Origin of the sequence: Streptomyces sp. NPDC058683 (assembly GCF_042716195.1) — a bacterium.
Classification (GTDB): domain Bacteria; phylum Actinomycetota; class Actinomycetes; order Streptomycetales; family Streptomycetaceae; genus Streptomyces.
In genome coordinates this window covers 96,115-114,919 of record NZ_JBHXSK010000037.1, presented here as the reverse complement: position 1 = coordinate 114,919, position 18,805 = coordinate 96,115, and the positions used below count along the sequence as shown (strand labels likewise).

The window sequence follows — 18,805 nt, the reverse complement described above, 5'->3', positions numbered from 1 at the left end:
GCGCCGCACAGGAGCTCTCTGTGTCCTGTCTCGCCGGTTCCGTACGCCTTGTCGCGGACGGCCTGGCGAAAGTCTTCTGGTCGGTGCGCTGCCCGACCCAGGTGGCTCCCGAGTACGAGGGCTGCGCGGTACGACGTCCGTCCTTCGCGGGACCTTCCCTACGCCGGCGCTGTCGCGGCGGCAGCGGGTTCGGCCTTCGAAAGGGCCTCCACTGCCTCGCGGTCGGGCGCGAGCGGGTCGGTCACCGTGCCGGTCTCTTCATCGAGCAGCCCCTGCGCCAGCCTGGTCACCGCTGCGGGGACCGGCGGCGCCAGGTCGGCCACGGCGCGGAGACCGGACAGGACGTCGTCGGGTCGTACGGCAGGCGTCACGTGCCGAACAACCAGCCGCAGTATCGCACAGGGCTGGTCGCTCGGCCTATCAGCCGTTTCATTGTGCGTTTCAAGGTGTACGACCGCGGGGCGGGCGTCGAAGGTCCGAACGCCGTTCTTGGTCATGCGCTGGACCTCGACGGCGTCGGCCGCGTTGAACGCGGCGACGGCCTGTGCGGCCTCCTCCGGGTCCACGCCGGCCAGCCGCAGCTCCCACACGGAGGCGGTGAGCCGGTCGGCCAGTCCGGACGTGCGGGCCTCGACCGCGTCGACGACGTCGAGCCCGGTGGGCAGGGACTCGTCGAGGAGGACGCGCAGTCGCTCCGGGTCACGGACCGCGGTGAGCGCGATCTCCAGGTACTCGGCCTCGCTGCCGGTGCCGGTGGGTGCGGCATTGGCGTACGACACCTTCGGGTGCGGTGTGAACCCCGCCGAGTAGGCCATCGGCACCTCGGCGCGGCGCAGCGCACGCTCGAAGGCGCGCTGGAAGTCACGGTGGCTGGTGAACCGGAGGCGGCCGCGCTTGGTGTAGCGCAGTCGGATGCGCTGCACCGCCGGTGCGGGCGGCGGGCCTTCGGGCTGTCGCTTGCCCAGTGTCGTCAGTCCTTCGTGGTTCTGGTGAGAGCAGCCGTACCGCGGGGGCCGTGCTGCCGTGTCCTGCTATCCATCAAGAGTACGTGTGTCGCGGCCTGCGGGTTCCCGCCGGTCCACGGCCGGCGGCGGGGCCGGCTCGCCGAACAGGGCGCGGCGCAGGTCGGCGCGGGCCTGCCGGACGGCGCGTCCGACGGCCCGTGCGACCTGGGCGGCGGGGCGCAGCACGAGGTCGCGTACGACGTGTCCGACCGGGGTGAGGACGGTCCGGTAGAGCCAGCGCGCGGGTTCCAGGAAGATCCACCGGAAGAGGGTCCCGAGAATCCGTCCGACGGCCCGTGCGACGTGGCCGGCGGCCCGCCAGGCGTGGCCGAGGGCCTCCCAGATCTCCCTGAGGACGATGCCGAGGACATGGCCGACGGGCTTGAGGATCCAGCGCCACAGGGCGACGGCGGGCAGCACGAGGAGCACCCGCGCGATCCAGTACAGGGCGGTGGCGAGCTGCTCGAACACCCAGGCGACGGCTCGGGCGACGGGCGTGAGGAGCCAGAGCACCGCATGGCCGATCGGGGTGAGCACGCGCGCGTACAGCCACACGAGGGCGTGACCGAGGGGGGTGAGCAGGTAGCGGTACAGCCAGCTCAGCGGGACGACGACGAGCACGTGCAGGAGCCAGGCGACGGCGCGGCCGACGGGGGCGAGGAGATACCGCCACAGGAATCGCGCGACGGGGAGGACGAGGTACCGCCACAGGAATTGCGCGACGGCGGCGAAGGCGTCCCAGAGCAGCCGTATCGGCAGCACCACCAGGAACACGAAGATGCGGACGGGGATCCTGATCGCGACGACGAGACACCCCTCGGGGTGCTGGGTCGGCGACGTCTGCGGTTGCCGCTGCGGCTGCTTCTGCACGTCCATGGCCACAGAGACGCTATCGCGTGCCGCGCGGATGCGATCGGCCCCCCTTGATCACCGATCGGCGGCGACACGGTAACGGTTGTCCCGCACACGCCAATCTGGATGGAACCGGCCACGGCGGCTTGATTTGCTGGGCGCCAGCGAAATCTTGAACCTTTCTTGGGTCCTTGGGGGACGAGCAATGAACTGGTACGTGGACGTACTGAAGAAGTACGCGGTGTTCAGCGGCCGTGCGCGCCGGCAGGAATACTGGATGTTCTTCCTGTTCAACCTGATCATCAGCATCGTGCTGGCGGTCATCGGGCGGGTCATCGGGTTCGCCGCCCTGGGCGCGATCTACAGCCTGGCGGTCCTCCTGCCCGCCCTGGGTGTCGCGGTCCGCCGGCTGCACGACACCGGCCGTTCGGGCTGGACGATCCTGGTCAGCATCATCCCGCTGGTCGGCTGGATCATCGTGCTGGTCTGGCTCGCCTCCGAGGGCAAGCCGGAGCAGAACCAGTACGGCGACAACCCGAAGTACACGGCCGCCGTCTGACGCGTCATCACCTCGAAGGCCCGCCGGATCCGTCCGGCGGGCCTTCGCGCGTCTACGAGGCCGCGGACGAACTCTTGTTGCGTTCGGCCTGGAGGTGCAGGACCAGGAAGAGCACCCGCAGGAGGTCGTCGGGGAGGGTGTGCAGGTCCTTGGGGAGGCCGATGCGGCGGGGGCGGGTGCCGAGGGCGTCGTACGACAGGGTGAGCGGGCCGACCGCCCTCGCCCGGCCGCTGAGCCTGGGGTGGTCCACGGGGTACGGCCCGATGCGGCGCGGAATCCCGGACCAGGCGGCGCAGTCGACGTCCCAGGTCCCGAACGTCCTCGGGACGCTGCCGAGACGGCCGTACCCGATCTCGATGTCACCGATCCGGCGCAGCCGGCTGCCGAGCATGTCGTACTCCAGCGGATGCGGTCCGAGCGCGTGCGGCCTGCCGCCCCACCGGCCGTAGGTGAGGTGGACGTCCCCGATGGAGCGGAGCCTGCTGCCCAGCAGGTCGTAGCCCAGTTCCAGTTCCATGCCCGCCAACTCCCCCGTGTCTCAGCGGTCTTCGCTCTCCCCGATTGTGCGGCCGGACCGGTGCGCCTTCCATGGCGGTCGTGTCACGGTTTCGCCGCCGGCCACGAAGGCGTGGGAGCCGGCGGGTCCTGGAACGCCTGGATCACCAGCGTGGCGAAGCGCCGGGAGGCCGCGACCCGGGTGGCCGGCGACGCGGTACGGATGCCCCGCTGGGCCATGAGCATGAGGACCAGGTCGTCCATGACGAAGTCGGGGCGCAGCCGGCCGGTGCCCTTGGCACGGTCGGCCAGCCTCGCGACCGACCTCAGGGTGGCCGCGCGGTCCGCGGCGAAGTCCATCGCGTCGGGGAAGGCCGACCTGAAGGCCTCGGTGAAACCGCGGTCGTGCGCGTGCAGTTCGCAGACCTTCTCGATCACGAGACGGAAGCCGTGCCACGGATCCGGGTCGGCGAGCCCCTCGTCGACGATGGCGTGACAGGCCCGCGCCTGGTCCCGGAAGACCTCCGTGACCAGGGTCTGCTTGGTCGGGAACCGGCGGTACAGGGTGGCGGGGCCGACCCCGGCGCGCCGGGCGATCGTGCGCATCGGCACGTTCAGCCCCTCGGTGGCGAAGAGCGCGCGGGCGGCGTCGAGCACGCGTGCGCGGTTGTCCCGGGCGTCGGAACGCAGTGAGTGAGACAAACGGTCGGTCACCGCTCTCACATTAGCCAAGCCGGGGCAGGGCGCCCCTTAGCGTCCGGGAGCAGCGGGCACCCCCGGCTCCGCTCGATCCCGTACGCAGGAGGCCCATGTGAAAGCAGTGATGATCCGGACGTTCGGCGGCCCCGAGGGCCTGGCGGTCGTCGATCTCCCGGCACCCGTTCCCGCCGGCGGACAGGTGCTGATCACCACCGAGGCGATCGGGGTCGGCGGCGCCGACACCCTGATCCGCAGCGGCGCGCTCGCGGGCTACGGCTTCCGGGAGGGCCATGTTCCCGGCAGCGAGGTGGCGGGCACGGTGAGCGCCGTCGGCGAGGGCGTCGACCCGGTGTGGCTCGGCCGGCGGGTCTGGGCGTTCACGGGCACCGGCGGCGGCTATGTGGAACAGGCGATCGCCCCGGTCGAGGAGGTCCTGCCCCTGCCCGCGGGCCTGTCCGCCGCCGACGCGGTGACCCTCGGGAGCTCCGGCGTGGTGGCCCGCTTCGCGCTCGACCGTGCCCGCTTCAGGCCCGGCGAGTCGGTGCTGGTGCGGGGCGCGGCCGGGAGCATCGGGATCACGGCGGTCCAGCTCGCGGCCCGGGACGGTGCCGCGGCGGTCACGGTGACGACGTCGTCGGCCGAGCGCGGCGAACGGCTGCGCGGGCTCGGCGCGACCCATGTGCTGGACCGTTCCGGAGAGGGCGGCGAGGACGCACCCGCCGGATATGACGTGATCATCGACATCGTGGCCGGTGCGGACCTGCCGTCGTTCCTCGGCAGGCTCGAACCGAACGGCCGTCTGGTGGCCGTCGGCATGGTCGCCGGACCGCCGTCGGCCGACTTCGGCATGAGCATGGTCGCGGCGTTCCGCAGGTCCCTGTCGTTCGCGACCTTCAGCGCCGACACCGTGCCCGCGACCGACCGGCGCGCGGTCAGGACCGGGCAGTTCGCCGCCGCGGGCCGCGGCGAACTGGAGACGGTGGTGCACGAGTCGCTGCCGTTGGCCGAGGCCGTACTGGCGCACCGGAAGATGGCCGCCGGGGAGGTGTTCGGCCGGATCGTGCTGACGCCGTAGCGCCACGGTGCCCCGGGGACATGTCCCGGGGGCGGGAATCAGCGTCGGGGCAGCACCCCGGCGGCGACGAGCGAGTCGTACAGCCGCTGCTGTTCCTCGTCGAGCCCGGAGTACAGCAGGTCGTACGCCTCCTCCTCGCCCCGCGCCGTCTCGACGGGGTCCCAGGCGTCGCCGAGCGCCTCCATGACGTGGGCGCGCCGGGTCATCTCGTGCCCGGTGAGATCGACGTCGAAGTCGACCGGTTCGGCGGGAAGGGAGGCATCAGAACTGGACATATGACCGAATTTAGGCAGGCGGGCCGGTCCGGGACAAGAGCCCGTGGGACACATCACAGCAGGTCATCGGCGCCGCGGGACTCTGTAGGCTGACCACGAACGGCCACCGGCCGCGGATCGGCCCGCGACCCGGTCCCGGCCTCCTGAGAAAATCGCACCCCCCGCTGTGCTTCGAGGAGACGCCATGCAGGTAGCCGTGCTCACCTTCGACGGATTCAACGAACTCGACAGCTTCATCGCCGCCGCGCTGATCAACCGGTGCCGGAAGGACGGCCTGGAGGCCTTCATCACGACACCGACGCCGGTGGTCACGTCGATGAACGGCGTCGAGGTGACCGGGCAGCGCCCGATGGAGTTCGTGACCGACGCCGATGTGGTGCTGGTCGGCAGCGGGGTGAAGGCACGGGAGGTGGTCGCCGACGACCGGCTGATCTCCCGGCTGCGGCTCGACCCCTCCCGGCAGCTGGTCGGCGCGCAGTGCTCCGGCGCGCTGGTGCTCGCCCGGCTCGGGCTGCTGGACTCCATGCCCGTCTGCACGGACCGCAAGAGCCGGCCCTTCGTCGAGGCGGCCGGGGTCACCGTCCTGGACACGCCGTTCCACGCGGAGGGGAACATCGCGACGGCCGGTGGCTGCCTGGCGTCCCAGTACCTCGCCACGTGGGTGATCACCCGGACCCTCGGCGAGGACGCGGCACGCGGGGTCCTCGACTACGTGGCCCCGGTCGGCGAGAACCAGGAAACCGTCGACCGCGCCCTGCGCGCCGTCCGCACGGCCACGGCCACCGCCGGGACCACACCGCGCTGACGCGAGACCGCACCGCGCTGACGGTCACGCGGGCGGTTGCGTCCCGGCCTGCTCGCCCACCATGAACCGCGCGTACCAGTCCGGCCAGCCGGGGTCCTCCGCGCCGGTGCGCGCCTCGTGCTCGCCGTGTGCGGCCGCGGCCCGCCGCAGGGCGCCCGCCAGGTCGTCGGCCGAGGCGAACGAGGTGGCCGCGGGATCCAGACGTCCCGGGAGCCGCTCGGTGACCTCCTGAAGGAGCCAGCCGTTGCCGTCCGGGTCGCTGAACGACAGGAAGGAGCCGTAGCTGCCGTGCCGCGGTTCGGGACCGGGCACCCGGGCGTCGCCGTCGGCGTGGTGGAAGACACCGCCGGCGTCGTGGAACACCTCGCTGGGGTGGGCGCCGTGCCGCGCCAGCTCGTCGTGGGCGGTGTCGATGTCGTCGACGACCAGATGCAGCCCCCGGGCCGAGCCGGGCGTCTGCTCGGTGACCGACTCGCCGAAGATGACCGACGCCGGGGAGCCCGGTGGGGTCATCTGCACCACCCGGAACTCCCCGTCGGTGGCGACGTCCGCGTCGAGCCGCCAGCCCAGCGCCGTGTAGAAGTCCTTGGCCCGGTCCACGTCGGACACCGGCACCACGACGACCTCCAGTTTCATGTCCATGGCTTGCCCTTCCCGTCTCGGAGGGAACACCGGCGACGGCCGGACCCGCGACCAGGCCCGGCAGGGGCTCAGTGCGCGAGGAGCTGCTGGCCGCCGTCGATGTCGTAGGTGGCGCCGGTGAGGGCGTCGTTGACCATGAGGTGCACCGCGAGGGCGGCGACGTCGGCCGGACCGACCACCCGCCCGATGGGCAGCGTCTTCCTCAACGCCTCGCGCCGCGCCTCGAGTTGGTCGCCCAGCAGGGAGGCCGACAGCGGTGTGTCCACGAACCCGGCCGCGATGAGGTTGGCCCTCACCGGCGCGACCTCCAGTGCCAGGTTGGCGATCAGCGCCGGCAGCGCCGCGGTGAGGGCGCCCGTCACCGCCATCCCGGGCGCGGGCCGCCGGCCGCCGGTGCCGCCGATGAACAGCAGTGTCCCGCCGGCCCTGACCTTCCCCCGGCTCGCCCGCGCCACCGCCAGCACCATCGCGAGACGCCCGCCGAAGTCCCGTCCGGCGTCGGTCAGGTCGAGGTCGTCGAGCGGCGTGTACGCCGGGCTGCCCGCCGTGACCAGCACATGGTCGACCCGACCGGGCAGCTCCCCGAGGAAGCGCTCCGTCCGTTCGGTGTCAAAGGCGTCGAACACGGCCGTGCTCCGCGGCTGTAGTTCGTCCGCGGCCCGCTGGAGGCGCTCGGCGTTGCGCGCCACGAGCACCAGTTCGCCGCCGGCCGCCCGGACCTGCCGCGCGGTCTCCAGACCGATGCCCGCGCTGCCGCCCACCACCACGACCGTCTGACCGGCCAGTTCGCCACGCCCGCCGCCGCTCCTCTCGGCCCCGTCACCGTCACCGCTCATGACCGCCGCCTCCGGTCTCCGGGGAGCCCGCGCCGGCCCCGCCGTCCGCCTTCCCGACGAACTCCTCGGTGGTGAGGACCGCGTGGGCGTACAGGGGCGCGTTGAGTTCGAAGGTCGCGGTCATCTCCTCCCAGCTGAAGGAGGCGATGGCATCACGGACGAGGGTCACGTGATAGCCGAGTTCCTGACCGTAGCGCGCGGTGGTGTCCACACAGGTGTTGGCCCGCATCCCGATCAGCACGATCTTCCGGATGTGGTGCTGCTTCAGCATGAAGTCGAGGTCGGTGTTGGCGAATCCGCTGGACGCCCAGTGCTGCCGTACGACGATCTCGTCCTCGCGCGGCCGGAAGTCGGGGTGCCACTCGGCCCCCCAGCTGCCCTCGGCGAAGGTCTGCTGCGCGACGACGCGCCGCTGGGTCGGGGACAGGTGGTCCCAGGTGCCGTAGTCGCTCGGGGTCGTCCGGTGGTGGGGCACGACGAAGACGCGAAAGCCCTGGGCGCGGGCGGTGGCGAGCACGGTCCGCATGTGGTCGAGCAGGTCCACGCCCTCCGCCACTTCCTTCGCCCGGGGCCACAACTTGCCGCCCTCGGAAAGGAAGTCGTTGTAGGGGTCGACGATCAGCAGAGCGGTTTCGTCCGCGGGGTACGGGGGGTGCGGGGGGTACGGGGCGTTCCGCGCTTCGGAGGTCTCAGCAGTCATGGACGGTTCCCAACTGGTCAGCGACCGGATCGCTCGCTGCCGGGACACGGCTCGGGAGCGCTGCCCGGGACACGCCACCGGAGACAACAGCCGACGGCCGCCTTCGAACTCTCCGCGCCACAGGCTCTCCGTAACACTCCGTCACAGGCCCGCCGACTCAGAAACCCCAGTCTGTCACTCCCCCGGCCGAACGGCATCCGGGCCGCGGCTCCCGCCGGCTTCGGGAACGCGTGCTCCGGGTCAGCCCGGCGAGGACGACAGGGTGATCGGTTCCAGAAGCCGCCGCGGCCTGTTGATCGCCGCGGACACGGGATCGTCGTCCGAGTCGGACGGCTCGAATCCGGGCCCGCGTTCGAGCACGGTCTCCGGGACCGGAACGACCGCGCCGCACTCCTCGCACCGCCCCTCGCGGTCGATCAGCCCGCCGTCCCGCTCGTGCCGGAAGGCGCGCCTCACCCCCGCCGGGGAGTAGAAGGCGTCTCCCCAGTCCATCAGGGCGCGTACGACGGGCCACAGCTCGACGCCCTTGTCGGTCAGCCGGTACTCGACCGCGCCGCGTGCCGCGTCGTCCCGGGTGAGCACGCCCTCCCGGACGAGGGATTTCAGCCGGTCGGTCAGCACCGCGCGCGGGATCTTGAGCTGGGTGGCGAAGTCCCCGAACCGGCGCACTCCGAAGAACGCGTCGCGGACGATCAGGAGCGTCCATCGCTCCCCCACGACTTCCAGGGTGCGCACCAGCGAGCAGTTGCGGTCCGCGTAGGTACTGGGGAGTGTCATGCGCCCACTTTACCTCCTCCAGTTCACTCACTGAACTGAGCCGTGCTACGGTCTCACCAGGAGTAGTTCAGTGACTGAACTGCTCCGTCGAGCCGAGGAGACCGACCATGTACCAGTTCCTTGTGTCCTTCACCGTCCAGCCGGAACACCGCGACGACTTCGTCCGGGCGGCCGGGAGGACCGCCCGCGACTCCCTGGCGAACGAACCCGGATCCCACCGGTTCGAGGTCATCGCGGACGAGGAGAACGCGGACGTCTTCTACCTGAACGAGGTCTACGCGGACGCGGACGCGTTCGAGGCCCATGCCGGCGGCCCCTACTTCGCCGCGTTCTTCGCCGAGGCGAGCGCCTACGCCGCAGGACCGACCTGGCTGATGAGGGGAAACGTCATCGCCGACCGGCACCCGGCGCCGGACGCCACCTCCCTGTCCTGAAAGACGAGGTCTCCATGTCCTCCGTACTCATCACCGGCGCCTCCAGAGGCATCGGCCGAGCGACAGCCGTCGAGCTGGCGGCCCGCGGCCACCGGGTGATCGCCACCGCACGCGATCCGAAGACCCTGGCCGGCCTCCCCGTCGACCGGCGCCTGCGCCTCGACGTCACCGACCAGGACACCGTCGACCAGGCCATGCGCCAGGCCGGTGAGATCGACGTGCTGGTCAGCAACGCCGGCACCACCGTCCGGGCACCGCTGGAGAGCGTTCCGCTCCCGGAGGTCGACCGGCTCTTCCAGCTCAACACCCTGGGCGCGCTGCGCGTGGCACAGGCCGTGCTCCCCGCGATGCGGGAGAGGGGAGCGGGCCACCTGGTCTTCGTCTCCAGCATCCAGGGCCGTCTGGTGCTTCCGCTGATAGGCCCCTACGGCGCCAGCAAATGGGCGCTGGAAGCCCTCGCCGAGACGCTCGCCATCGAGACGGGCCACTTCGGCGTCAAGGTGAGCATCGTCCAGCCCGGCGCGGTCTCCTCGGGCGGCGCCGAACGCGCCAAGGTGTTCCTGAAGGAGAACGGCCCCTACAGCCCGCTGTACGAGGCACTCGGCGCCCTGCGCGGCGAGGCGGTCACACCGGGGGACGTGGCCGTCACGGTGGCGCAGACGATCGAGCAGCCCGACCCGCCCCTGCGCGTACCGGTGGGCCCACCCGCCGAACAAGCCCTACGGGCCCGCAAGGAGGCCCCGGAGGACAGCCCCTTCCTGCTGACCGACATCGACTGGTAGCCGGCCGTCGAGAGAGGTTCACTGCACGGCGCTCGCGGGCCGGTCGATGAGTTTCCGGGCTCTGCGCAGTCTGTCTCCGTACAGGCCAGAGCTGCGCACGAGAGCTGTGAGGACACCATGACCGACCACGCGCTACCACCCGTCGTCGACACCGCGACCTGGGAACACCGGCTCGCTGCACTGCGTGCCCGGGAGAAGGCCGCGACACGGGAACTCGACGCCATCGCCGCCGAGCGTCGCCGCCTGCCGATGGTGGAGATGCCCGACTACACCCTCGAGGGCGAGGACGGCCCCGTTCGGCTGGCAGACGTCTTCGAGGGCAAGAGGCAGCTGATCGTCTACAACCACATGTGGTTCACCGGCAGGGAATGGCAGTGCCCGGGCTGTACGGGGTTCACCTCGCAGTACACCCGCCTGGAGTTCCTGGACAACTACGACGCCCGGTTCGTCGTCGTCACCCAGGGCCCGATCAAGGAGGCGCTCGCCTACAAGGAGCGGGTCGGGAACCGGATGACGTGGTACTCGACCGCGAACAGCCCGTTCGGGTCGGACGTCGGCGCACCGCCCGGTGGAGGATTCGCAGTCAACGTGTTCCTGCGCGACGGCGACACCGTCTACCGCACCTGGCACACCGACGGCCGGGGCACCGAGCAGCTCAGCCACAGCTTCGCGCTGATCGATCTCCTGCCGTACGGACGTCAGGAGGAATGGCAGGACTCACCCGAGGGCTGGCCCCAGTCCCCCACCTACAGCCGGTGGGCGACGTCCGAGAACATCGCTGCGCTCTACGGCCCGGGTTCCGGCTGAACCACCACGGAAGACGAGTGGGTGAACCGGACGGCTCGCCTCAGTGCGCGTGCCCGCCCGCCGCCGACGCGCCGTTCTTGACCGTCAACGGCAGCAGCTTCTTCCCCGTCGGCCCCACCTGGATCTGCGTGTCCATGGCCGGGCACACCCCGCAGTCGAAGCAAGGGGTCCAGCGGCAGTCCTCGACCTCTGTCTCGTCGAGGGAGTCCTGCCAGTCCTCCCAGAGCCAGTCCTTGTCGAGGCCGGAGTCGAGGTGGTCCCAGGGGAGGACCTCCTCGTAGGTGCGCTCGCGGGTGGTGTACCAGTCGACGTCCACGCCGTAGGCCGGCAGCGTCTTGTCGGCGCAGGTCATCCAGCGGTCGTAGGAGAAGTGCTCGCGCCAGCCGTCGAAGCGGCCGCCGTCCTCGTAGACCGCGCGGATCACGGCGCCGATGCGGCGGTCGCCGCGGGAGAGCAGGCCCTCGACGATACCGGGCTTGCCGTCGTGGTAGCGGAAGCCGATCGAGCGGCCGTACTTCTTGTCGCCGCGGATCTTGTCGCGGAGCTTCTCGAGGCGGGCGTCGGTCTCCTGCGCGGAGAGCTGCGGGGCCCACTGGAAGGGCGTGTGGGGCTTCGGGACGAAGCCGCCGATCGAGACCGTGCAGCGGATGTCGCCCTGACCGGAGACCTCGCGGCCCTTCTGGATGACGTTCATCGCCATGTCGGCGATCTGCAGGACGTCCTCGTCGGTCTCCGTGGGCAGGCCGCACATGAAGTACAGCTTCACCTGGCGCCAGCCGTTGCCGTAGGCGGTGGCGACCGTGCGGATCAGGTCCTCCTCCGAGACCATCTTGTTGATGACCTTGCGCATGCGTTCCGAGCCGCCCTCGGGGGCGAAGGTCAGGCCGGAGCGGCGGCCGTTCCTCGTCAGCTCGTTCGCCAGGTCGACGTTGAAGGCGTCGACGCGGGTGGAGGGGAGGGAGAGGCCGATCTTGTCCTCGGTGTAGCGGTCGGCCAGGCCCTTGGCGATGTCGCCGATCTCCGAGTGGTCCGCGGAGGATAGGGAGAGGAGGCCGACCTCCTCGAAGCCGGTCGCCTTGAGGCCCTTGTCGACCATCTCGCCGATGCCGGTGATGGAGCGCTCGCGCACGGGGCGGGTGATCATGCCGGCCTGGCAGAAGCGGCAGCCGCGCGTGCAGCCGCGGAAGATCTCGACGGACATGCGCTCGTGGACCGTCTCCGCCAGGGGGACGAGGGGCTGCTTGGGGTACGGCCATTCGTCCAGGTCCATGACCGTGTGCTTGCTGACCCGCCACGGGACGCCCGACTTGTTGGGGACCACGCGGGCGATACGGCCGTCGGCGAGGTACTCCACGTCGTAGAAGGCCGGGATGTAGACGGAACCCGTCTTCGCCAGGCGGAAGAGGACCTCCTCGCGGCCGCCGGGGCGGCCCTCCGCCTTCCACTCGCGGATGATCTTCGTCATGTCGAGGACGGCCTGCTCGCCGTCGCCGATGATCGCCGCGTCGATGAAGTCGGCGACGGGTTCCGGGTTGAAGGCCGCGTGGCCGCCCGCCAGGACGATCGGGTCGTCCAGGCCGCGGTCCTTCGACTCCAGGGGGATGCCCGCGAGGTCGAGGGCGGTGAGCATGTTCGTGTAGCCGAGTTCCGTGGAGAAGCTCAGGCCCAGGACGTCGAAGGCGCCCACCGGCCGGTGGCTGTCCACCGTGAACTGCGGGACGCGGTGCTCCCGCATCAGCGCCTCCAGGTCCGGCCACACGCTGTACGTGCGCTCGGCGAGGACGCCCTCCTGCTCGTTGAGGACCTCGTAGAGGATCATGACGCCCTGGTTGGGCAGGCCGACCTCGTACGCGTCCGGGTACATCAGCGCCCAGCGGACGTCGCAGTCCTCCCACGGCTTGACCGTGGAGTTGAGCTCACCGCCGACGTACTGGATCGGCTTCTGCACATGCGGGAGCAGAGCTTCGAGCTGCGGGAACACAGACTCGGCGACCTGGGCGGCGGCTTCGGCAGGCATCTCGCGGACCTTTGTGAGCTGACTGGGGGCACCCCCGGCCGGAGGCTGGGGGAGGGTGGTCATCCAGCGTAGCGCGCCCGGCGGTGTCCCCCGTACGCCCGCTCAGGCGGGGGCATCCGTCCCGGTCTCCTTCTTGATCTCCTTCCAGGCGTCCGGCGTCCGTGCCTCCACCGCCGCCGCCCGCCCCTCCTCGCGGCCGTACAGCAGCCCGTACGTGAACGCGCTCTCCCCGGCCGCGTGGGCCACCGCGGACAGCTCGCGCAGGGTCTCGCGGGCCATCACGCTGTCCTGGTGCTCGCCGAGCAGGGACTGGAGCGACTTCATGGACTTGACCAGGGACTTCGCCGGGCCGCCGAGGGCGGGGCGGGCCGCCTCGGCCGCGTAGCGGGTGCGCTTGGCCTTCTTGCGGGCCTCGTGCAGGCCGAGGTCGCGGTCGTGGCCGGGGGGCTGTGCCATGGCCGTCTCGATCAGGCCGGTCACCTTCGCGAAGTCCTTGTGCACGGCCTTGGCGAGGACCTTCTCCGGGTTCCCGGCGGCCGCTTTGCGCAGCGGCGGGTCGGCGGCCAGGGCGTCCAGGGTGTCCAGCAGGGCGAGGTAGCGCTTGGAGTCCAGGACGCCGAGGAGCCGGCCCCGGGAGCCGCGCTCGCCGGCCTCGGCCCAGGCGTGCAGACGGTCGTGGACGGGGCCGGAGACCAGGGGGCCGGGGACCTCGTCCAGGGCGGTCATCAGGCGTTCGGCGAGGACCTCCTGGTCGCGGCCCACGCCGAGTTCTCCGGCCAGCCACTTCAGCTCGTCGGCGACCGGGTCGGTGACCTCCCGGTCGAGGACCGTGCCGAAGGTGCGGAAGGTGCTGCGCAGCCGGCGGGTGGCCACCCGCATGTCGTGGACGGCCTCCTCGGTGTCCAGGCGTACGGCGGGGTCGAGTTCGACGATCGCGTCCCGCTGGGCGCGGACGTAGGCCAGGACGTGGTCGCCGGCCGTGCCGGGCGCGCCGGAGTCCGGCTTCGGCTTGCGCGGTTTGCCGCCCTTGGTCTCGGCCAGTGCCCGGGCCAGCTTGGAGGCGGACTTGGACGGTCGTACGCCCGCCTTGCCCAACCGTTTCTCCACCTTGTCGAGGAAGGCCGGGTCGCCGCCGTCGGCGAGTTCCACCTCGATCTCGGTCCACTGGGCCTTGCCCGTGCCGCCGAAGAGCCGTTCGGCCCGGACGCGGTCCACGCTCACCTCGGCGAGCAGGGCGCCCTCCGCGTCGACGAGGTGGCGGACGTCGCGGGTGGTGCGCAGCCGGATCACCGGGACCAGCCGGCCCTCGCGGACCCGGGAGCGGGCCAGGCCGGCCAGTTCGTCGGGGATCGTGTCGGAGAGCGGGGCGTGGATCTCGTCGCGGATGCCGGGGGCCACCGGGAGTTTGAGGTGCCAGCCGGCGTCGGTGCCTCCGGTGCGGTGGCGCAGGGTGACTCTGGCCGAGGCCAGGCGCAGGTCGGAGGTGTCGTGGTAGGTCGCGTCGAGTTCGGCGGTGCCTTTGTCCACGACGTTCGCCACGCCGGCGACGCCGGTCAGGTCGGGGAGTCCACTCTCGTCGGATTCGTACTTGCGCTCGATCTCACGCTTCGTATCCGCCATGAACCGAATCTAGTGGGCGTTGCCGCACAGGGACAGCGGGCACCGGAGGTAAATCGGAGGAAAAATGAAAATGAGGGTGAGGTGAACACATCGGAAACGACATGCTCACTTCACCCTCAAGGTGTCCCGCTGCCCCGCTGTGTGTCCCGTCACGCCGACATCGGGCGCTGCACCCTGATCGACTGCAACAGCCCCACCGCCACCCACACCGCGAACATCGACGAGCCGCCGTACGACACGAACGGCAGCGGCAGGCCGGTGACCGGCATGATGCCGAGGGTCATGCCGATGTTCTCGAACGCCTGGAACGCGAACCAGGCCACGATCCCCGCCGCCACGACCGTGCCGTACAGCTCGGTCGTCTCGCGGGCGATACGGCAGGCCCGCCACAGGACGACGCCGAGGAGCACGATGATCAGGCCCGCGCCGACGAAGCCCAGCTCCTCCCCCGCCACCGTGAAGACGAAGTCGGTCTGCTGCTCGGGGACGAACTGGCCGGTGGTCTGCGAGCCGTGGAACAGGCCCGCACCGGTCAGGCCGCCGGAGCCGATGGCGATCCGGGCCTGGTTGGTGTTGTAGCCGACGCCCGCGGGGTCGAGGTCGGGGTTGGCGAAGGCCGCGAAGCGGTTGATCTGGTACTCGTCCAGGATGTGCAGCTGCCAGACCGCGATCGCGCCCAGCAGGCCGGTCGCGAGCAGGCCGAAGACCCAGCGGTTGGAGGCGCCGGAGGCGAGCAGCACGGCCAGGATGATGATCACCATGACCATGACCGAGCCGAGGTCGGGCATCAGCAGCACGATCAGGATCGGTACCGAGGCCAGGCCCAGGGCCTGCAGGACCGTGCGGTGGTCGGGGTACTTCTTGTCACCGGCGTCGACCCGGGCCGCCAGTATCATCGCCATCCCCAGGATGATGGTGATCTTGACGAACTCGGACGGCTGGAGCGAGAAGCCGCCGCCGAGCACGATCCAGGAGTGCGCGCCGTTGACGGTGGAGCCCAGCGGGGTGAGCACGGCGAGGATGCCGAGCAGCGACAGGCCGTAGAGGATCGGCACCGCGTTGCGCAGCTGGCGGTGGCCGATCCAGACCGTGGCGATCATCAGGGCGAGCCCGATGCCGGTGTTCATCAGGTGCCGGAACAGGAAGTAGTACTGGTCGCCCTGGTTGATCTCGGTGCGGTTGCGGGTCGCCGAGAACACCAGCAGCGAGCCCAGCAGGGACAGTGCCAGGGCCGCCATCAGCATCGGCCAGTCCAGGCGGCGGGCCAGCGAGTCCCGGGCGAGCAGCCGGGTCCAGCCGGCCCGCGCGGGACCGTAGCCGGAGACGGAGAAGCTGTTGACTCCGGTCATGCCGGGAACCTCCCGCCACAAACGCTTCTCACGTCGGCATCCTCCGGCTTCCCCTCTTCCGGGTGTTCCGGGTGTTCCGCGCCCGCCTTCGGGTGTCGCGGTTGCCCGTCGACGGCGAGGACGTGGTGGCCGGGGTCTGCTGGCCGTCGTCGCCCTTGTCGCTCTGCTGGCTCGCCTGGAAGTCCTTCACCGGGTCCTTGGAGATCTTCGGGGAGGCGATGGTGCCGTCCGTGCGGACCTTCGGCAGGCCCTGCTGCGGGCTGTAGAGCAGCGCCTTCGACTTGTCGACGGAGCCGTCGGCGCCGACGCCGTACAGCGCGCTGTAGATGTTGCGGACCGCCTCACCGGAGGCACCGGAACCGGTACCGGCCTGGGCGATGGTCATGATGACCGTGTAGTCCTTGGTGTAGGTGGCGAGCCAGGACGTGGTCTGCTTGCCGTAGACCTCGGCGGTACCGGTCTTGCCGTGCAGGGCGATCTTGTCCTGCGGCCAGCCGCCGAACTTCCAGGCGGCCGTACCGCGGGTGATGACGCCCGCGAAGGCCTCGTCCATGCCCTTGAGAGCGGCCTGACTGACGGGCAGCTTGCGCAGCGCCTTGGGCTTGATCTCCTGGACGGACTTGCCGTCGGCGCTGATGATGGCCTTGCCGATGGTCGGCTGGTACTCGGTGCCGCCGTTGGCCACCGCGCCGTAGATCATCGCCTCCTGGATCGGCGTGACGAGGGTGTCGCCCTGGCCGATGGAGTAGTTGATCTCGTCGCCCTCGCGCATCTTGTTGCCTTCGAGGCAGTTCTCGTACTCGATCTTCTCGACGTAGGTGCCGTCCTTCTTGCCGGACTTGCACCAGGCGTCCTTGTTGGCCTTCCAGTAGTCGAGCTTCCACTGGCGGTCGGGGACCCGGCCGGTGACCTCGTTGGGGAGGTCGACGCCGGTCTCCTTGCCGAGGCCGAACTGGTGGGCGGTCTTGAAGAACCAGTCCTTGGGCTCGCCCTTCTTCGGGTTGATGCCGCCGTCCTTCTTCCACTCGCGGTCGGCGAGGCCGTAGAAGACGGTGTCGCAGGACACCTCCAGGGCGCGGCCGAGCGAGATCGGGCCGAAGTTCTCGCCCTCGAAGTTCTTGAAGACCTGGCCGCCCACCGAGTACGAACTCGTGCAGGGGTAGCCGCCGTCCCACACGTAGCCGGCCTGGACCGCGGCGGCCGTGGAGACCACCTTGAACGTCGAACCGGGCGCCGCCTGACCCTGTATGGCCCTGTTGAGCAGCGGGTAGTCGGAGTTCTTGCCGGTGAGGGCCTGGTAGTCCTTGGCGGAGATGCCGCCGACCCAGACGTTCGGGTCGTAGGTCGGCGCGGAGGCCATGGCGACGATCCGGCCGGTCTTGGCCTCCATCACGACGACGGCGCCGGAGTCGGCCTTGTAGTTCTCCTGGGTGATCTTGTCGTACTGCTTGCGCGCGACCTTCATCGCGTTGTCCAGCTCGTACTCGGCGACCCGCTGGACCCGGGAGTCGATGCTGGTGACCAGGTTGGAACCGGGCTCGGCGGCATCGGACTTGGCCTTGCCGATGACCCGGCCGAGGTTGTCCACCTCGTAGCGGGTGACGCCGGCCTTGCCGCGCAGTTCCTTGTCGTACTGGCGCTCCAGGCCGGAGCGGCCGACCATGTCCGAACGCAGGTAGGGCGAGCTGGTGTTCTGGGCCTGCTGGATCTCGTCGTCGGTGACCGGGGAGAGGTAGCCGAGGACCTGGGAGGTGTTGGACTTGCCGGGGGCCGGGTAGCGGCGTACGGCCTCGGGCTCGGCGGTGATGCCGGGGAAGTCCTCGGCGCGCTCGCGGATCTGCAGGGCCTGCTTGGCGGTGGCCTCGTCGGTGATCGGGATCGGCTGGTAGGGGGAGCCGTTCCAGCAGGGCTGCGGGGTCTTGGAGTCGCAGAGGCGGACCTTCTGCATGACCTCGGTGGGGCTCATCCCGAGGACGCCGGCGAGCTTGGTGAGGACCGCCTTGCCGTCGTCCGCCTGCTTGAGCAGGTCGGTACGGGAGGCGGAGACGACCAGCCGGGTCTCGTTGTCCGCGATGGGGACTCCGCGCGCGTCCAGGATCGAGCCGCGTACGGCGGGCTCGACGACCTGCTGGACGTGGTTGCCGGAGGCTTCCTTCTGGTACTCGGCGCCCTCACGGATCTGCAGGTACCACAGGCGGCCGCCGAGGGTGCCGAGCAGGGAGAGGACCAGGATCTGGATGACGACGAGACGGATCTGGACCCGTGGGGTCCGTCCGGTCTCGGGAATATTGGTCACTGGGTTGCCTCCCCCTCTCAGTGCTGTACGTATGTGTCATATACGACGAAGCTGTGGGCGGCGCCGCCGGGCCGCCGGGTGAACTCCCCTGCGCTCACAGGCGCTTGACCCCCTTGATGCGGCCGACGCGGACGTTGCGGGTGCGGGCCCTGGCCTTCAGGGAGCCGAGGCCGCCGCGCTGGCCGCCGATGCGCAGTCCGGTGCCGGAGGAGAGCCAGCCGGAGGAGATGTCGCCCGACCTGGTGCCGGAGTTGGCCTCCGTCAGCGGGTCGCTGTCGGCGCGGCGGGCCAGCCACATGATGCCGGGGACCACGAAGGGGGCGAGCAGCAGGTCGTAGAGGGCGGCGCTGATCAGCAGGCTGGTCATGCCGACGTGGCGGGCGGCGGTGTCGCCGACGAGGGCGCCGACACTCGCGTACAGCAGGGTGGAGCCGATGGCGGCGGCGACCACGACGAGCATCGGCCCGGTCGCGGACTTCAGCCGGCCGTTCTCCGGCTTGATCAGGCCCGCGAAGTAGCCGACGACGCACAGCACCAGGGCGTAACGGCCGGCCGCGTGGTCGGCGGGCGGGGCGAGGTCGGCGAGCAGTCCGGCGCCGAAGCCGACGAGGGCGCCGCCGACATGGCCGTAGACCATGGCGAGGCCGAGGACGGTGAGCAGCATCAGGTCGGGGACGGCACCGGGGAGGTGGAGGCGGGCGAGGACGCTCACCTGGACCACCAGGGCGACGACGACCAGGGCGGTGGAGAGCAGGATCCGGTTGACACGCATGAAGGGATT

20 protein-coding genes are annotated in these 18,805 nt (G+C 70.6%); 6 read left to right on the top strand and 14 right to left on the bottom strand.

Annotated elements, in window-relative coordinates:
• Positions 1-158 precede the first annotated feature (158 nt).
• Positions 159-923 (bottom strand): TIGR03936 family radical SAM-associated protein, encoded by a 765-nt coding sequence (locus ACFWXC_RS34855; protein WP_384484979.1) that lies wholly within the window; start codon positions 921-923, stop codon positions 159-161.
• A gap of 108 nt (positions 924-1,031) precedes the next feature.
• Positions 1,032-1,880, bottom strand: a complete 849-nt coding sequence (locus ACFWXC_RS34850) for a hypothetical protein (RefSeq protein WP_384484977.1) — start codon at positions 1,878-1,880, stop codon at positions 1,032-1,034.
• 181 nt (positions 1,881-2,061) lie between these two features.
• Here ACFWXC_RS34850 and ACFWXC_RS34845 point away from each other — a divergent pair, with 181 nt between their 5' ends.
• Entirely contained in the window at positions 2,062-2,415 is a 354-nt protein-coding gene (locus ACFWXC_RS34845; protein WP_384484975.1) for a DUF805 domain-containing protein, read from the top strand.
• A 52-nt stretch (positions 2,416-2,467) separates the two neighbouring features.
• Here ACFWXC_RS34845 and ACFWXC_RS34840 read toward each other — a convergent pair whose 3' ends face one another.
• Positions 2,468-2,932, bottom strand: a complete 465-nt coding sequence (locus ACFWXC_RS34840; protein ID WP_384484973.1) for a hypothetical protein — start codon at positions 2,930-2,932, stop codon at positions 2,468-2,470.
• Between the two features lie 83 nt (positions 2,933-3,015).
• Positions 3,016-3,624: a TetR/AcrR family transcriptional regulator gene (locus ACFWXC_RS34835; protein ID WP_384484971.1), complete on the bottom strand. Its 609-nt coding sequence runs from the start codon at positions 3,622-3,624 to the stop codon at positions 3,016-3,018.
• Positions 3,625-3,721: 97 nt separating this feature from the next.
• On the opposite strand from ACFWXC_RS34835, the gene ACFWXC_RS34830 reads away from it, so the two are divergent.
• On the top strand, positions 3,722-4,684 hold the full coding sequence (locus tag ACFWXC_RS34830; protein ID WP_384484969.1) for a zinc-dependent alcohol dehydrogenase family protein: 963 nt from the start codon (positions 3,722-3,724) through the stop codon (positions 4,682-4,684).
• Positions 4,685-4,722: 38 nt separating this feature from the next.
• On the opposite strand, the gene ACFWXC_RS34825 is transcribed toward ACFWXC_RS34830, so the two are convergent.
• Positions 4,723-4,959: a DUF6400 family protein gene (locus ACFWXC_RS34825; protein ID WP_384484967.1), complete on the bottom strand. Its 237-nt coding sequence runs from the start codon at positions 4,957-4,959 to the stop codon at positions 4,723-4,725.
• A gap of 184 nt (positions 4,960-5,143) precedes the next feature.
• Here ACFWXC_RS34825 and ACFWXC_RS34820 point away from each other — a divergent pair, with 184 nt between their 5' ends.
• Positions 5,144-5,764, top strand: a complete 621-nt coding sequence (locus ACFWXC_RS34820; RefSeq protein WP_384484964.1) for a DJ-1/PfpI family protein — start codon at positions 5,144-5,146, stop codon at positions 5,762-5,764.
• 24 nt (positions 5,765-5,788) lie between these two features.
• Here ACFWXC_RS34820 and ACFWXC_RS34815 read toward each other — a convergent pair whose 3' ends face one another.
• The 4 genes from ACFWXC_RS34815 to ACFWXC_RS34800 form a co-directional block, all read right to left on the bottom strand.
• Positions 5,789-6,406, bottom strand: a complete 618-nt coding sequence (locus ACFWXC_RS34815) for a VOC family protein (protein WP_384484962.1) — start codon at positions 6,404-6,406, stop codon at positions 5,789-5,791.
• A gap of 68 nt (positions 6,407-6,474) precedes the next feature.
• Positions 6,475-7,242: an SDR family oxidoreductase gene (locus ACFWXC_RS34810; protein WP_384484960.1), complete on the bottom strand. Its 768-nt coding sequence runs from the start codon at positions 7,240-7,242 to the stop codon at positions 6,475-6,477.
• Positions 7,232-7,942 carry an isochorismatase family cysteine hydrolase gene (locus ACFWXC_RS34805; protein ID WP_384484957.1) on the bottom strand — a complete coding sequence of 237 codons (711 nt, stop codon included), beginning with the start codon at positions 7,940-7,942 and terminating at the stop codon, positions 7,232-7,234. The genes ACFWXC_RS34810 and ACFWXC_RS34805 overlap by 11 nt, the downstream gene beginning before the upstream one ends.
• Positions 7,943-8,182: 240 nt before the next feature.
• Entirely contained in the window at positions 8,183-8,719 is a 537-nt protein-coding gene (locus ACFWXC_RS34800; protein WP_384484955.1) for a winged helix-turn-helix transcriptional regulator, read from the bottom strand.
• A 107-nt stretch (positions 8,720-8,826) separates the two neighbouring features.
• On the opposite strand from ACFWXC_RS34800, the gene ACFWXC_RS34795 reads away from it, so the two are divergent.
• The 3 genes from ACFWXC_RS34795 to ACFWXC_RS34785 all read left to right on the top strand — a co-directional run bounded on the left by ACFWXC_RS34795 (position 8,827) and on the right by ACFWXC_RS34785 (position 10,742).
• Positions 8,827-9,153 (top strand): putative quinol monooxygenase, encoded by a 327-nt coding sequence (locus tag ACFWXC_RS34795; protein ID WP_384484953.1) that lies wholly within the window; start codon positions 8,827-8,829, stop codon positions 9,151-9,153.
• Between the two features lie 14 nt (positions 9,154-9,167).
• Positions 9,168-9,935, top strand: coding sequence for an SDR family oxidoreductase (locus ACFWXC_RS34790; protein WP_384484951.1), 768 nt, complete (start codon positions 9,168-9,170; stop codon positions 9,933-9,935).
• Positions 9,936-10,052: 117 nt separating this feature from the next.
• Positions 10,053-10,742 (top strand): DUF899 domain-containing protein, encoded by a 690-nt coding sequence (locus ACFWXC_RS34785; RefSeq protein ID WP_384484949.1) that lies wholly within the window; start codon positions 10,053-10,055, stop codon positions 10,740-10,742.
• Between the two features lie 40 nt (positions 10,743-10,782).
• Here ACFWXC_RS34785 and ACFWXC_RS34780 read toward each other — a convergent pair whose 3' ends face one another.
• The 5 genes from ACFWXC_RS34780 to mreD all read right to left on the bottom strand — a co-directional run bounded on the left by ACFWXC_RS34780 (position 10,783) and on the right by mreD (position 18,796).
• Positions 10,783-12,759 carry a TIGR03960 family B12-binding radical SAM protein gene (locus ACFWXC_RS34780; protein WP_384484948.1) on the bottom strand — a complete coding sequence of 659 codons (1,977 nt, stop codon included), beginning with the start codon at positions 12,757-12,759 and terminating at the stop codon, positions 10,783-10,785.
• A 102-nt stretch (positions 12,760-12,861) separates the two neighbouring features.
• A complete protein-coding gene (locus ACFWXC_RS34775; protein WP_384484947.1) occupies positions 12,862-14,379 on the bottom strand; it encodes a CHAD domain-containing protein in 1,518 nt (505 codons plus the stop codon).
• Between the two features lie 149 nt (positions 14,380-14,528).
• Positions 14,529-15,728, bottom strand: a complete 1,200-nt coding sequence (rodA, locus tag ACFWXC_RS34770; protein ID WP_384484946.1) for a rod shape-determining protein RodA — start codon at positions 15,726-15,728, stop codon at positions 14,529-14,531.
• 28 nt (positions 15,729-15,756) lie between these two features.
• Positions 15,757-18,024 (bottom strand): penicillin-binding protein 2, encoded by a 2,268-nt coding sequence (gene mrdA, locus ACFWXC_RS34765; RefSeq protein WP_384484944.1) that lies wholly within the window; start codon positions 18,022-18,024, stop codon positions 15,757-15,759.
• A 94-nt stretch (positions 18,025-18,118) separates the two neighbouring features.
• On the bottom strand, positions 18,119-18,796 hold the full coding sequence (gene mreD, locus ACFWXC_RS34760; RefSeq protein ID WP_384484942.1) for a rod shape-determining protein MreD: 678 nt from the start codon (positions 18,794-18,796) through the stop codon (positions 18,119-18,121).
• Positions 18,797-18,805: the final 9 nt, after the last annotated feature.

Coding starts and splice junctions, on each gene's coding strand:
- ACFWXC_RS34850 (WP_384484977.1), bottom strand. CDS start 1,880: ATGGACGTGCAGAAGCAGCCGCAGCGGCAACCGCAGACGTCGCCGACC.
- ACFWXC_RS34845 (WP_384484975.1), top strand. CDS start 2,062: ATGAACTGGTACGTGGACGTACTGAAGAAGTACGCGGTGTTCAGCGGC.
- ACFWXC_RS34840 (WP_384484973.1), bottom strand. CDS start 2,932: ATGGAACTGGAACTGGGCTACGACCTGCTGGGCAGCAGGCTCCGCTCC.
- ACFWXC_RS34825 (WP_384484967.1), bottom strand. CDS start 4,959: ATGTCCAGTTCTGATGCCTCCCTTCCCGCCGAACCGGTCGACTTCGAC.
- ACFWXC_RS34820 (WP_384484964.1), top strand. CDS start 5,144: ATGCAGGTAGCCGTGCTCACCTTCGACGGATTCAACGAACTCGACAGC.
- ACFWXC_RS34815 (WP_384484962.1), bottom strand. CDS start 6,406: ATGGACATGAAACTGGAGGTCGTCGTGGTGCCGGTGTCCGACGTGGAC.
- ACFWXC_RS34810 (WP_384484960.1), bottom strand. CDS start 7,242: ATGAGCGGTGACGGTGACGGGGCCGAGAGGAGCGGCGGCGGGCGTGGC.
- ACFWXC_RS34805 (WP_384484957.1), bottom strand. CDS start 7,942: ATGACTGCTGAGACCTCCGAAGCGCGGAACGCCCCGTACCCCCCGCAC.
- ACFWXC_RS34800 (WP_384484955.1), bottom strand. CDS start 8,719: ATGACACTCCCCAGTACCTACGCGGACCGCAACTGCTCGCTGGTGCGC.
- ACFWXC_RS34795 (WP_384484953.1), top strand. CDS start 8,827: ATGTACCAGTTCCTTGTGTCCTTCACCGTCCAGCCGGAACACCGCGAC.
- ACFWXC_RS34790 (WP_384484951.1), top strand. CDS start 9,168: ATGTCCTCCGTACTCATCACCGGCGCCTCCAGAGGCATCGGCCGAGCG.
- ACFWXC_RS34785 (WP_384484949.1), top strand. CDS start 10,053: ATGACCGACCACGCGCTACCACCCGTCGTCGACACCGCGACCTGGGAA.
- ACFWXC_RS34780 (WP_384484948.1), bottom strand. CDS start 12,759: ATGCCTGCCGAAGCCGCCGCCCAGGTCGCCGAGTCTGTGTTCCCGCAG.
- ACFWXC_RS34775 (WP_384484947.1), bottom strand. CDS start 14,379: ATGGCGGATACGAAGCGTGAGATCGAGCGCAAGTACGAATCCGACGAG.
- rodA (WP_384484946.1), bottom strand. CDS start 15,728: ATGACCGGAGTCAACAGCTTCTCCGTCTCCGGCTACGGTCCCGCGCGG.
- mreD (WP_384484942.1), bottom strand. CDS start 18,796: ATGCGTGTCAACCGGATCCTGCTCTCCACCGCCCTGGTCGTCGTCGCC.